Origin of the sequence: Bifidobacterium magnum (assembly GCF_000741255.1) — a bacterium.
Taxonomy (GTDB): domain Bacteria; phylum Actinomycetota; class Actinomycetes; order Actinomycetales; family Bifidobacteriaceae; genus Bifidobacterium; species Bifidobacterium magnum.
This window is the reverse complement of record NZ_JGZB01000001.1, coordinates 67,649-80,066: the sequence shown is the minus strand read 5'-3', so window position 1 is coordinate 80,066 and position 12,418 is coordinate 67,649. Positions and strand designations below refer to the sequence as shown.

Here is a 12,418-nt window from a genome sequence, read left to right as displayed (position 1 = left end):
TCACAACATAAACTGACCGGGATTCTCATGTTTACCAAAACAGAAAACCCGAAAAACAAAACCCCGGACACCATCAAACCCCCTCGGGTACCCGACCAAAACATCGGGCGGCGTCCGGACTGGCAATAAAAGACGGAACCAAAAAGGTTCCAAAGTTTAAGTAGTACAGTACACGCTCTTGAGTTCTCAAACCACCACACCAGCACAACAAGACAAGCCTTTCGAAGAAACCGTCCCGCCGTGCGGCAGCAAGAAAACAACTTACACCCCGAACGCCAGCAACGCAACCCGCCCCGAACAAACCCTTGCAAAACCAACACTCCACCGGCGTGTCGCACACAGCAAACCCGCACCAAAAACCCAGCAAACTTGGAGAAAATCTCTTATCAGCGGCGTGTCAGATCGTAACTCGTGTCGATCAACTCGAAAATCTGCTCATCCGGAACGCGACCGTCCAACATAATCGTGATCCAATTTTTATGATTCATATGGTAGCCCGGCAAAAATCCAGGCTGCCCCTGCAATGCGGCGTTCACATCGGGATCGCATTTGACATCAATAATGTCGACGGACTCCCCCGCAATACTGTCGGGAGCAATATGGAGCTGCTGGGCCGTGACGGTCATCACGATCGCGAACCATTTACGGTTGTCGGCATGACGGAACACCGCATAATCGGGATATTTCTTCCATAAATATTCAGGATCGACGCTGTAATGTTCGCCAATATATTCAATAATTCCGTTTCGAGTAGCCGTATGAGTCGTCATATTGGACACCGTATCAAAATGCGGCTGCAAAGAACATGATGCGGACTTTTTACCGCGTATCAGTCTCGAATGATAGACGAACACGGGTGATCCATCAGCGCTATGATAACGTAAACATTGTAGTTAAATACGCAAAGAAGCGTATGTTGTCATTGATAAAGCCGCCTCCGCAAGGAGACGGCTTTATTGATTATTGGACCGTGTATGCGGCTACTCGAGTTTCAGCTCGCACGGTTTCGCAAACGTTTGCCCAGGTGCGGCCGCTCACCAGTGCACGCTGATGGCGGTGACCACCACGGCGAACATGGAGACGGCGAACAGCGCCCACATCCACTTGTATCGGCCCGGCCTGCGTACGCTGGCGTCCTTGCGGCGCTCCTTCTGGCCGATCACCACATTGATGCTCGCGCAAATGAAACCGACAATCGACACGATGAAAGCGGCGAGCGCCGTGACGGGCGAGATCGACAGGCAGAGTCCCAGCAGGATGATGGCGCCCGTGATGTAGGTGAATGGCGCGGTTTTGTGGGCGTTGTAGGCCTTGATTTGCGCTTGCGCAAGTTCTCTGGCTTGCCGTTCTTGCAGTTGTGCGCGCTTTTGTTTGTTGATGCGTCGTTTGGCTTGGGTTTTGCGATTGTGCGCTGTCATGGTTCCCCTTATGGTTGTTGTCTCTTTCTGTATTGTGCCACGCTGTCTGTTAAGTTGACGGTAGTGAACGTCCGTAGGTGAATATTGGAGCGAAGGTGGGCTCATGAAGCGTATTGTGACGGGTATTGTGGCGCATGTGGACGCGGGCAAGACGACGTTGTCGGAGGCGTTGCTATTTCAGTCGGGTCGTTTGCGCAAGTTGGGGCGTGTGGATCATGGTGACGCGTTTCTTGATTCGAATGAGATTGAGAAGCAGCGTGGCATTACGATTTTTACGGAGCCTACGATTTTGGATTTGCCGGATCTCGAGTTGACGTTGATTGACACTCCGGGCCACGTCGATTTTGCGGCGGAGACGGAACGCGTGTTGAGTGTGCTCGATTATGCGGTGCTTGTGGTGTCCGGTTCGGATGGTGTGCAGGGTCATACGGAGACGTTGTGGCGCCTGTTGCGCCAGTATGGTGTGCCGACGTTCATTTTTGTGAACAAGATGGATGTGCCGAGTGTGGATAGAGATGCTGTGCTGGGCCAGCTGGTGCGCCGTTTGGGTGACGGTTGTGTCGATTTTTCGGGGCTGTGCAAGGGTGTCGCCGATTCTGGTACCGATTTGGATGCGTTGGAGCCTGTGTTGGAGAATATTGCAGGCCAGGATGAGGATGCGCTTGACGAGTTTTTGTCTGACGGTTCGTTGTCTGTGGAAACGATCCAGCGTCTGGTTGCGCAGCGCAAGGTATTTCCTGTGCTGTTCGGTTCGGCGTTGAAATTGGATGGCGTGGATGCGCTGTTGGATTTGTTCGCCACCTATGCGCGCGAGCCCGAATATGGTGCGCAGTTTGGTGCGCGCGTGTACAAGATTTCGCATGACCGGTCGGGCAACCGTTTGTCGTGGATGAAGGTGACGGGCGGCGAGCTTGTAGCCAAGATGATGGTGGACGGTACGACCAATGGCGAGGCGTGGGAAGAGAAGATCGACCAGGTGCGCTGGTATTCGGGTGCGAAGTTCGAGACGGTGACGTCGCTTCCGGCGGGTTCGGTGTGCGCGGTGACGGGGTTGACGCGCAGCTATCCGGGCGAGGGGTTGGGTTCGTGCGAGGATGCCGCTTCCCCTGTGCTGCAGCCTGTGCTGACGTATACACTGCTGCCGGGCGACAATGATGTGCACCGTTGTCTGGTGTCGTTGCGCGAGTTGGATGATGAGGATCCGCTGCTGCATGTGGTGTGGGACGAACGTTTGCAGGAAGTGCGCTTGCAGTTGATGGGCGCGATCCAGTTGGAGATTGTGCAGCAGCTGATGCATGACCGCTTCGGATTGGATGTTGCGTTTGATCCGGGTTCCATTTTGTATAAGGAGACCGTGGCCGCGCATGTGGAGGGCGTGGGCCATTTTGAACCGTTGCGCCATTATGCGGAAGCGCATATCGCGATCGATCCGCTGCCGGCCGGTAGCGGCGTGCAAGTGGAGTCCGCGATGAGCGAGGACGATTTGGACCGCAACTGGCAGCGCCTGATTCTTACGCACTGTCGCGAACGTGAGCATTTGGGCGTGCTGACGGGCGCCCCGCTTACCGACGTGAAGCTCACGCTTGTCGCGGCGCGCGTGCACGAGAAACATACGGAGGGCGGCGACTTCCGCCAAGCCACGTACCGCGCGATCCGTCAGGGATTGATGGAGTTGCGCGCGGGAGTGCCGACTGAAACCCAGCCGTATGAGGTGGCGCAGCGGTTCGAAGGCGGCGAAGCCGATGCCGACGCCGGTACTCATTCGGGGACTCGGGAAAAATCCACCTCCCCTCTGCATTTTGAGACAGACACGCCGGGATTCGCGTCTCAAAATGCAGAAGAAGATGCTGGAACTGAAACGACGGAAGACACTCTCGGCATGGCGATGGGCAACTGCGTGCTGCTGGAGCCGTGGTACCGTTTCCGTCTCGAGGTGCCGCAGGATATGGTCGGCCGGGCCATGGCGGATGTGCAGCGCATGAGCGGCACGTTCGACGCTCCGCTCATTGACGGCGATTACGCGACACTTTCGGGCACGGCTCCCGTAAGTCAAATGCGCGACTACGCGATGGACGTGAACGCCTACACGCATGGCATGGGCCATATCACGTGCGTATTCGATTCCTACAAGCCGTGCCACAACGCGGAGGAAGTGGTGCGCGAGGCGCATTACCTGCCCGACCGCGATTTGGAGCATACGCCCGATTCGGTGTTCTGTGCGCATGGCGCCGGCTACCCCGTCAAATGGTACAAGGTGCCCGAATTCATGCACTTGGCCTACGCGACCATGGAATAGATATGAAAAAAGCCACCGTAAGGTGGCTTTTCTTTTGGCTCCTGCGGCTGGGTTTGAACCAGCGACATTTCGATTAACAGTCGAACGCTCTGCCAACTGAGCTACGCAGGAATGCGTGTTGTGTGCGGACTAGCGCCGCGCAACGAAAAGTTAATATACGCGCACATGCGCCAAGTTGCAAAATATGGCGTGTCGCGTCCGCATTCTGGACAGTCGAACATACGCCATTCTCGTACGGGAAGCTTGAATCCGGCTAATTTCAACGGCTGCGCGATGTCACGCGCCGCATACGATGCGCCCGCTCCCCTCTTCTGCTACAGTCTGCTATATTCGAACGTTTGTACGAGAACCGGAATGTTAAGGAGGCAATGCCATGCTGGGCCGTCACCATGTTTCTTCAGGAATCGCGCTGGGAACCATGATGGTAAGCGTGCCCACAATCGCCGGCATCTCCATAGTGGAACATCATCCGAACAGCGCGTTGGGCCACACGGCGTTCAACTGGTTGCACCACTGGTTTACGAGCATGCACAACATGAGCTTCCTCTCGTGGGTGGGCACGCTGCTGGTTGGCGGACTCGTATTTGTAATCGGCACGCTGCTGCCGGACATCGATTCGCCCACCAGTTCCATAAGCCGCATGGCGCATACGCGCCATATCCGATGGCCGTTCCCTCACCGCACGATTACGCACAGCATTTGGCCGCTGCTCGCCTGCCTTATCGCCTCGCCCGCGATCCCGTGGCTGCTATGGCTTGCCGCGGGCATGGCCACGCACATTTTCCTTGACGCGCTGTCCACGGGAGGCGTGTGCTGGATCTGGCCCATCACGCGCTACCATCGAGGACCCGGCGGCACGCATGTCAACCGCCACCACATGGTGCGCCTGTACCGCGTGGGCACCAAAAAAGAAACGGCGCTGAACAACATGATCATCCTGCTGGCCGTCGTGCTGGGCGTGATCGCATTGATCATGGCCATTACCCATAGGTCGTGGTTCATCTAACCGTTTCGGGCACGGCACAACGGCAACAACAATGGGGGCATCGCGGTTGCGCCGCCCCCATTGTTGTTATGTGCTACTTAGCGCTTGATTGCTTGGCGCTTCACGCCTTCACGACCTCGGCCGAAAGCTCGTCGCCTTCCACCACGTTGAAGGACACGGCCAGCGTTTCCTTCGTGATGAGGTCGGCGAACTGCTTGACCTTGGCCACGTCGTCGGCCGGAACCGTCAGCGTCAAGTCGATGCGGTCGGTCACGTCGAGGTCAGCGGCCTTGCGGGCGTCCTGCACCACGCGGATCGCGTCGCGCGCATAGCCTTCGGCGACCAGGTCGTCGGTGAGCGCCAGGTCGAGGATCACGAAACCGCCCGTCGGCAAAATGGCGGAAGCGGTGTTCTTCTGCGCGTCGGCGTCGGCTTCCTCAATGCGCTTGGTGACTTCGTATTCGCCACCTTCCAGCGTGATTTCACCAGTCGGCGTCTCCACCACCGGGTGGCCCGTGGCCGTATCCACGTGCCACGCGCCCGTCTTGGACGCCTTGATCGCGAATTGCACCTGCTTGCCCAGGCGCGGGCCTGCGGCGCGGGCGTTGACCTTGAGCTCGTCGATGATCTTCAGACCGTGCTCGCTCGCCTCTTCCAGCGTCGTGTAGTCGATCGACTTGATGTTGAGCTCGGACTTGAGCAGCGCATCGTAGCCGTCCACCTGGGAAAGCTCGGACACGACGACCGTGAGGTTGGCCAGCGGCTGGCGCACGCGCATCTTCTTGGCCTTGCGCAACGACAGCGTGGCGGACACGACTTCGCGCACCTTTTCCATGGCCGCCACGAGCTCGCCGTTCTCTACCAGCACCTTGCCGAGTTCGGTGTCTTCGCCCGTCGCCGGATCCGTCAGGTACGGCCAGTCGCCCAGGTGCACGGACTCTTCGCCCGTAAGGCCGCGCCACACGGCTTCGGCTTCCATCGGGGCCAACGGAGCCAGCACGCGCATGAAGGCTTCCATCACCGTGTACAGCGTGTTGAACGCGTTCTCGTCCTCGTTCCAGAAGCGGTCGCGCGAGTTGCGGATGTACCAGTTCGTGAGCATGTCGATGAAGTCGGCGACTTCGGTGCAGGCGTCCGAAATGGAGAACGCGTCGAGGTCGGCCGTCACCTTGGCGATGAGCTGGCGCGTGCGGGCGAGCAGGTAGCGGTCCATTTCGGGCAGGCCCGGCACTTCGCCGGCCGTGAGCTTGCGCGCGTCGTAGCCCTCACCGTTGTTGGCCGCGTTGGCGTACAGCGTGAAGAAGTAGTACGTGCTCCACACGGGCAGCATGATCTGGCGCACCGTGTCGCGGATGCCCTCTTCGGTCACGATGAGGTTGCCGCCGCGCAGGATCGGCGAGCTCATGAGGAACCAGCGCATGGCGTCGGAACCGTACTTGTTGAACACGCCGTTGACGTCCGGATAGTTGCGCAAATGCTTGCTCATCTTCTGGCCGTCGTCGCCGAGCACAATGCCGTGGCAGATGACGTTCTTGTATGCGGGCTTGTCGAACAGGGCCGTGGCCATCACGTGCAGCACGTAGAACCAGCCGCGCGTCTGTCCAATGTATTCCACAATGAAGTCGCTCGGGAAGTGCTGTTCGAAGTATTCCTTGTTTTCGAACGGGTAATGGTACTGCGCGAACGGCATGGAGCCCGATTCGAACCAGCAGTCGAGCACGTCGGTGATGCGGTGCATCGCGGACTTGCCCGTCGGGTCGTCCGGGTTCGGACGTGTGAGGTTGTCGATGTACGGACGGTGCATGTTGATGTTGCCGTCGTTGTCGCGCGGGTAGTCGCCGAAGTCGGCCTTGAGCTCGTCAAGCGAACCGTACACGTCGACGCGCGGGTACTTCGGATCGTCGGAAACCCACACCGGGATTGGCGAGCCCCAGAAGCGGTTGCGCGAGATCGACCAGTCGCGCGCGTTGGAGAGCCATTTGCCGAACTGGCCGTCCTTGACGTTGTCCGGGATCCAGTTGATCTCCTGGTTGAGCTCGAGCAGGCGGTCCTTGATCTTCGTGACGGCCACGAACCAGCTCGACACGGGCTTGTAGATCAGCGGGGTGCCGCAACGCCAGCAGTGCGGGTACGAGTGCACGTAGCTCTTCTCCTGGAACAGGATCGCACGCTTGTCCTCGTCGATCTGGGCGAGAGGACCGTCGCCGGCGCGCAGGTTGCGCAGGATCGGCAGGTTCGCGTCGAACACGTACAGGCCTTCATAATCCGGGCACAGGCTCGTGAACTTGCAGCCCGCGTCCAGCACGTCCACGCTCTTGATGTCGTGGGCGTTGAGCGTGTTCATATCGTCCTCGCCGTAGGGAGCCTGGTGCACTAGGCCCGTGCCTTCGGCCGTGTCCACATAGTCGGCCGTGAACACCTGGTAGGCGTTCGGGCCCGGAGTGCCGCCTTCGGCGAGCGCCTCGGGCGTATTGAAGTACGGGAAGACGGGGCTGTAGCGCCACCCGGCCATTTCGGAGCCCTTGAGCTCGCGCAGCACCTTGTAGTCTTCGCCGAGTTCCTTGTTGTAGGAGTTGAGCAGCGCCTTGGCGAAGTAGAACTTCTTGCCCGCGAATTTGCCTTCGACGGGCTGGACTTCCACGTAGTCGATGTCGGCGCCCACAACGATGGCGAAGTTGGTCGGCACGGTCCACGGCGTGGTGGTCCAGAAGACGAGGTAGGCGTCGTCTTCGTCCTTGAGGCTGACGGCCACGGACACGGTGGTGTCCTGGCGGTCCTGGTACACGTCGGCGTCCATGCGCAGTTCGTGTGCGGACAGCGGCGTCTGGTCCTTCGGGCAGTACGGCAGCACGCGGTAGCCCTTGTAGGCCAGGCCCTTGTCGTACAGCTGCTTGAACGCCCACATCACGGATTCCATGTAGGGGATGTTGAGCGTCTTGTAGCCGTGTTCAAAGTCGACCCAGCGGCCCTGGCGGTCCACGTAGTCGTGCCATTCGTTCACGTACTTGAGCACGGAGGCGCGGCAGGCGTCGTTGAACTTGTCGATGCCCATTTCTTCGATCTGTTCGACCGAGTCGATGCCGAGTTCCTTTTGTGCTTCGAGTTCGGCGGGCAGGCCGTGCGTGTCCCAGCCGAAGACGCGGTTGACGCGGTGGCCCTTCATGGTCTGGTAGCGCGGGATGACGTCCTTGGCGTAGCCCGTCAGCAGGTGGCCGTAGTGCGGCAGGCCGTTGGCGAAGGGCGGGCCGTCGAAGAAGACGAATTCGTTGCGGCTGTTTTCGCCGGACGGGTTTTCGTTGATGGACTTCTGGAAAGTGTCGTTGTCTTTCCAGTATTCGAGAGTGGATTCTTCCAGTGCCGGGAAGTTCGGATTTGGCGCAACATTGGCGGTTTCGTCGCCTGCTGCAGCTTTAGGATACACATGCTTGGTGGGTTTGCTCACCGTTGCTCCTCGCTCGTCAACCTAATTGCTGAAACTCTTGTACGAGGACGATGCGTGCCGTTGGTCGCGCGCGCACCGCGGTACCACCTCGCTTGCCGGTGGCGCGTATGCCGCCGACCGCTTGTGTCCGGCTGTGACGGGCCGGTCCCGCCGGTTCTACTGGGCGCCGTGGCGGCGCTGTTCTTCCGATGGCTCCCCGCTGATAACGGATCATGGCCGCGTAATTCAGTTATTGATCGTGAGTGTACCACCGACGCTGGTCCGCGTAAACATTTTTATCCGCGGCCGTTACAGTGGGATGATCATACTAATCGGTTCGATATTGGCGATGAATAAGGAAGGGGCGCGTATGGCTCACGTTTCTCAATTGGTGGCGCTGGAAGAGGTGCACAATTGCCGCGATCTTGGCGGCATGCCTGCCGCGGACGGACGTGTGATCCGCCCGCATGCGCTGTTGCGTTCGGCGAATCTGCACCGCGCGTCGGTCCGTGATTTGGCGACGTTGCGCGACATGGGGCTGGAACATGTGCTCGACTTGCGTACGCAGCAGGAACGCGACGCGGAACGCGACCGCCTGCTCGTGTCCTGGTCCGTTACGAAACTGCCGATTTTTGACGAGGCGTCTGCGTTCCCGCTGCAGTGGCGCGGCATTGTCGAACATCCCGGCACGTTCATCATGGACTTGTATACGGTGATGATCACGTCGCAGACGGCCGTCGACCAGTGGACGCGCATGTTCCAGCTGCTGTTGGACGAACCGGGCTGCTATTTGTGGCACTGCACGCAGGGCAAGGACCGGACGGGAGTGGCGGCCGCGCTCATCGAGGCGGCGCTGGGAGCCTCGCCGGACGACATCCGCGCCGACTATCTGGAAACGAACAAGTACATGTCTTCGGAACTGCCCGCCTCGCTCAAACGCGCGCGGAAATATCTCGCGCCCGCCGTCAAAGTCGACTTGCACCAATTCGTCACGGCCGAGCCGCGCGATTTCGACGCGATGATGGCCGCGGCCGAACCGTACGGGGGCCTTCTCGGATTCGTTCAGGACCGGTTGGGTGTGGACGATTCCAAACTTGCTCAGCTTCGAGATTATTACACGGTTCCGGTGGCCGACTGACTCTATAGTTAGCACTATACGAAGCTGTATCAAGGTAAGGAGGCCACCATGGTCGATGAACAGAAGAATCTTGACAACCTCTCCCCCGCCGAGGTCGAATCCCTCGAACAGGTCGTGAAGGAGACTGAGCCCACGAAGGCCGAGCACGCCGACCAGGTCGCGCTGGACAAGGATTTGGAAGCCAAGTCCCACGACGGCGAAGAGATCAAGGGCGCCGTGGACGCCATGTGGGGCGACGAAATGCGTGGCAACTGACAACACGCCCTATTCATCCTGACAAAAGTCAACTATCCTAGAATTGAGAGGCAATTATGTCCAATATTGACCTTGACAAGATGAATGCCGAAGAAATCGCGAAGCTCAAGTCGATCGTTACGGAAACTGAGGTAACCCCCTCCCCCGAATCCGGTGAGGATGAAACTGCGGCGAAGCAGGAAGCGGAACGCAACAAGAGTGACCACGAGATGATGATGGCGGCCGAGGCCGCCGAGGGCAACGAGTGGATGAACAATCGTTAAGGTAATGCCACGCATTTTCCAGAACGCTGGTGATTTCCAGAACATGCGAAACATTACGTTCGCACCTCATTGATGGTTACCAATTATTGATGGATGTGCCTTAACAAAAAATCCCGCGGGAGCGTGAACTCCCGCGGGATTTTTATGTCGGACCTGCGCCGTGAGACGCGGCCTTGCGCCGGATCAGTGAGTCTGGTGCGTCTCTTCCTGATGGGCAATCTTGGCGGCATGGTTGCCTTCGGCGTGGGAATCTTCCCAACCTTCCTTGGCGTCCTTGAGCTTGCCGACGAACTCTTCGCCCTTGGTTTCGAACTCGTCACGCTTCGCGGCGATGTTCTCTTCGATCTTTTCGAATGCTTCCTTGTCCATGATTACCTCTTTTCACAGAGCGACAATTCAATACGTTTTGTAACACCATAAATTACAGCACGTCGGGCGATGTTGCGTTCATAGAGGAAACTGCCGTTTTCTCACGCCATTCCCATGTGTTTTTCAGACAAGAATGGCAGCCGCCCCGCGCCAAACGCGTTGCGGCTACCATTGTATGCCCCCGAACGGCGCCCGTGGCGGACGCGCGTTCAGCGTTTTCCTAGCATTACTCGAGTTCGAGCGAACCCGTGTACAGCTGGTAGTATTCGCCCTTCTTGGCGATCAGTTCGTCGTGCGAACCGCGCTCGATGATGCGGCCATGGTCGAGCACCATGATCACGTCGGAGTTGCGGACCGTGGACAGGCGGTGGGCGATCACGAACACCGTGCGGCCCTTCATGAGGTTGTCCATGCCGGCCTGCACCACTTCCTCGGTGCGCGTATCGATAGACGAGGTGGCCTCGTCGAGGATCATGGCCGGGGTGTTGGCCACGGCGGCGCGCGCGATGGAAATGAGCTGGCGCTGGCCCTGGGACAGGCCCGAGCCGTCGCCCGACAGCACCGTCTGGTAGCCGTTGGGCAGCATGCGGATGAAGCCGTCCGCGTTCGTGAGCTTGGCGGCGGCGATGCATTCCTCGTCGGTCGCGTCGAGCTTGCCGTAGCGGATGTTGTCCATGACCGTGCCCGTGAACAGGTTCACGTCCTGCAGCACGATGCCCAGCGACTTGCGCAGATCCGGCTTGCGGATGTTGCGCACGTTGATGCCGTCATACAGGATCATGCCTTCCTGGATGTCGTAGAACCGGTTGATGAGGTTCGTGATCGTGGTCTTGCCCGCGCCCGTGGCGCCCACAAGCGCCATCTTCTGGCCAGGCTTGGCGAACCACGTGATGTCGTGGAGCACGACCTTCTTCGGCGTGTAGCCGAACACCACGTCCGTGAAACGCACGTCGCCGCGCAGCAGCGTCAGGCGTCCGTCCGGAGAGGTGATGGCTTCCTCGCGCGATTCCTTGGCGATCTTGTAAGCCTTCTCGCTCAAGGTCTTGGCGTATTCCATGGAGCGGTGGCCGTCGTCGCCGGGCTCGCGCTTCCAAGCCCAGTAGCCCGTCGGATGGTCCACTTCGGTCATCGTCTTGCCGTCGGCGCCGAGTTCCACGTTCACGAGCGTGACCGTGCCGTTGTCGGTTTCCGGTTCCATGTCCATCTGCTCAAAGATGCGCGAGGCGCCGGCAAGCGCCATCATGACCATGTTGAGCTGCTGGGAGACCTGGCCGAGCGGGTTGACGAAGGAACGCGACAGCGTCAACAGCGAGATGATCGTGCCGAGCGTGAAGGCGCTGGCGCCGCCGAAGCCGAAGTTGCCCCAGCCGCTGAGCGCCGCGACGCCGCCGAGAATGGCGGAGATCACGTACAGCAGGTAGCCGAGGTTGACGACCACCGGCATCGTGACGTTGCCGTAGATGTTGGCGTTCGCGCTGGCATGGAACAGCTGTTCGTTCTTGTCGTCGAAGGTTTTCTGGATGGCCGGCTCGTGGTTGAAGACCTTGACGACCTTCTGGCCGTTGACGGATTCTTCCACGAACGCGTTCACGTCGCCCAAGTGTTCCTGCTGCTTCATGAAGAAGCGGCCCGAGCGCGTGACGATGGCGCGGATCACGACGATCACGAACACGCTGTAGATGAGTACGAACACGGCGTACGGAATGGACAGCGACATGATCGAGATGAGGGCCACGAGCGCGTTGATCGCCGAGTTGAACATCTGCGGGAACGACTGGCTGATCGCCTGGCGCAAGGTGTCCGTATCGTTCGTGTAACGGCTCATGATGTCGCCGTGCTCGTGCGTGTCGAAGAAGCTGATCGGCAGGCGTTGCTGCTTGGCGAACAGGTCGTCGCGGATCTTCTTGAGTGTGCCCTGTTCCACGGTCACGATCAGGAAGCTGTACAGCCACGTGGCGAAGGTGCCCACAAAGTAGAGCACTCCCATGAGCACGAGGATCTTGACCAGCGGTTCCCAGTTCGGGTTGGCCTTGCCTACCAGCGGCAGGATGTAGGAGTCGATGAGCTTCTGCAGGAACAGCGCGGAGGCCGCCTGGGCGATGGCGCCCAGGATGATGCAGACGACTACGACGACTACATGGACTTTGTATTGGAAAATGTACGAGAAGATGCGGCGGATGGTTCCCGGCGCGATCTTGTTGCGGCGTTCGGAGCCGTCCTGCGGGTTGCGGGCGTCGTCATTCAACGTTTCGTCGTCCGACATTGCCGTCACT

General features: G+C 59.1%; 10 protein-coding genes and 1 tRNA gene. 5 read left to right on the top strand and 6 right to left on the bottom strand.

The window, feature by feature from the left end; all coding sequences use genetic code 11:
- Nucleotides 1-386 precede the first annotated feature (386 nt).
- Complete coding sequence (locus tag BMAGN_RS00270; protein WP_033510686.1) at nucleotides 387-770, bottom strand: MmcQ/YjbR family DNA-binding protein; 384 nt, start codon at nucleotides 768-770, stop codon at nucleotides 387-389.
- Nucleotides 771-1,034: 264 nt separating this feature from the next.
- The gene (locus tag BMAGN_RS00265) at nucleotides 1,035-1,418 is read right to left on the bottom strand and encodes a hypothetical protein (protein WP_022859908.1); all 384 of its coding nucleotides are present in this window, start codon (nucleotides 1,416-1,418) and stop codon (nucleotides 1,035-1,037) included.
- Between the two features lie 103 nt (nucleotides 1,419-1,521).
- Between BMAGN_RS00265 and BMAGN_RS00260 the strand changes: the two genes are divergently transcribed.
- Nucleotides 1,522-3,714, top strand: coding sequence for a GTP-binding protein (locus tag BMAGN_RS00260; RefSeq protein ID WP_022859907.1), 2,193 nt, complete (start codon nucleotides 1,522-1,524; stop codon nucleotides 3,712-3,714).
- Between the two features lie 35 nt (nucleotides 3,715-3,749).
- Here the strand turns inward: BMAGN_RS00260 and BMAGN_RS00255 are convergent.
- Nucleotides 3,750-3,825 (bottom strand) — tRNA-Asn (locus BMAGN_RS00255).
- Between the two features lie 262 nt (nucleotides 3,826-4,087).
- On the opposite strand from BMAGN_RS00255, the gene BMAGN_RS00250 reads away from it, so the two are divergent.
- Nucleotides 4,088-4,720, top strand: a complete 633-nt coding sequence (locus tag BMAGN_RS00250; protein WP_022859906.1) for a metal-dependent hydrolase — start codon at nucleotides 4,088-4,090, stop codon at nucleotides 4,718-4,720.
- A gap of 100 nt (nucleotides 4,721-4,820) precedes the next feature.
- On the opposite strand, the gene ileS is transcribed toward BMAGN_RS00250, so the two are convergent.
- A complete protein-coding gene (ileS, locus tag BMAGN_RS00245) occupies nucleotides 4,821-8,141 on the bottom strand; it encodes a mupirocin-resistant isoleucine--tRNA ligase (RefSeq protein WP_022859905.1) in 3,321 nt (1,106 codons plus the stop codon).
- 349 nt (nucleotides 8,142-8,490) lie between these two features.
- Here ileS and BMAGN_RS00240 point away from each other — a divergent pair, with 349 nt between their 5' ends.
- From BMAGN_RS00240 to BMAGN_RS00230, 3 genes are read left to right on the top strand one after another with little or no spacing between them, the layout of a single operon-like run.
- Entirely contained in the window at nucleotides 8,491-9,258 is a 768-nt protein-coding gene (locus BMAGN_RS00240) for a tyrosine-protein phosphatase (protein ID WP_022859904.1), read from the top strand.
- 48 nt (nucleotides 9,259-9,306) lie between these two features.
- Entirely contained in the window at nucleotides 9,307-9,513 is a 207-nt protein-coding gene (locus BMAGN_RS00235) for a hypothetical protein (RefSeq protein WP_022859903.1), read from the top strand.
- Between the two features lie 56 nt (nucleotides 9,514-9,569).
- The gene (locus tag BMAGN_RS00230) at nucleotides 9,570-9,776 is read left to right on the top strand and encodes a hypothetical protein (protein WP_022859902.1); all 207 of its coding nucleotides are present in this window, start codon (nucleotides 9,570-9,572) and stop codon (nucleotides 9,774-9,776) included.
- A 183-nt stretch (nucleotides 9,777-9,959) separates the two neighbouring features.
- On the opposite strand, the gene BMAGN_RS00225 is transcribed toward BMAGN_RS00230, so the two are convergent.
- A complete protein-coding gene (locus BMAGN_RS00225) occupies nucleotides 9,960-10,145 on the bottom strand; it encodes a hypothetical protein (protein WP_022859901.1) in 186 nt (61 codons plus the stop codon).
- 226 nt (nucleotides 10,146-10,371) lie between these two features.
- Complete coding sequence (locus BMAGN_RS00220) at nucleotides 10,372-12,408, bottom strand: ABC transporter ATP-binding protein (protein WP_081640892.1); 2,037 nt, start codon at nucleotides 12,406-12,408, stop codon at nucleotides 10,372-10,374.
- Nucleotides 12,409-12,418 lie beyond the last annotated feature (10 nt).

Coding starts and splice junctions, on each gene's coding strand:
- BMAGN_RS00265 (WP_022859908.1), bottom strand. CDS start 1,418: ATGACAGCGCACAATCGCAAAACCCAAGCCAAACGACGCATCAACAAA.
- BMAGN_RS00235 (WP_022859903.1), top strand. CDS start 9,307: ATGGTCGATGAACAGAAGAATCTTGACAACCTCTCCCCCGCCGAGGTC.
- BMAGN_RS00240 (WP_022859904.1), top strand. CDS start 8,491: ATGGCTCACGTTTCTCAATTGGTGGCGCTGGAAGAGGTGCACAATTGC.
- BMAGN_RS00250 (WP_022859906.1), top strand. CDS start 4,088: ATGCTGGGCCGTCACCATGTTTCTTCAGGAATCGCGCTGGGAACCATG.
- BMAGN_RS00230 (WP_022859902.1), top strand. CDS start 9,570: ATGTCCAATATTGACCTTGACAAGATGAATGCCGAAGAAATCGCGAAG.
- BMAGN_RS00220 (WP_081640892.1), bottom strand. CDS start 12,408: ATGTCGGACGACGAAACGTTGAATGACGACGCCCGCAACCCGCAGGAC.
- BMAGN_RS00270 (WP_033510686.1), bottom strand. CDS start 770: ATGACGACTCATACGGCTACTCGAAACGGAATTATTGAATATATTGGC.
- BMAGN_RS00260 (WP_022859907.1), top strand. CDS start 1,522: ATGAAGCGTATTGTGACGGGTATTGTGGCGCATGTGGACGCGGGCAAG.
- BMAGN_RS00225 (WP_022859901.1), bottom strand. CDS start 10,145: ATGGACAAGGAAGCATTCGAAAAGATCGAAGAGAACATCGCCGCGAAG.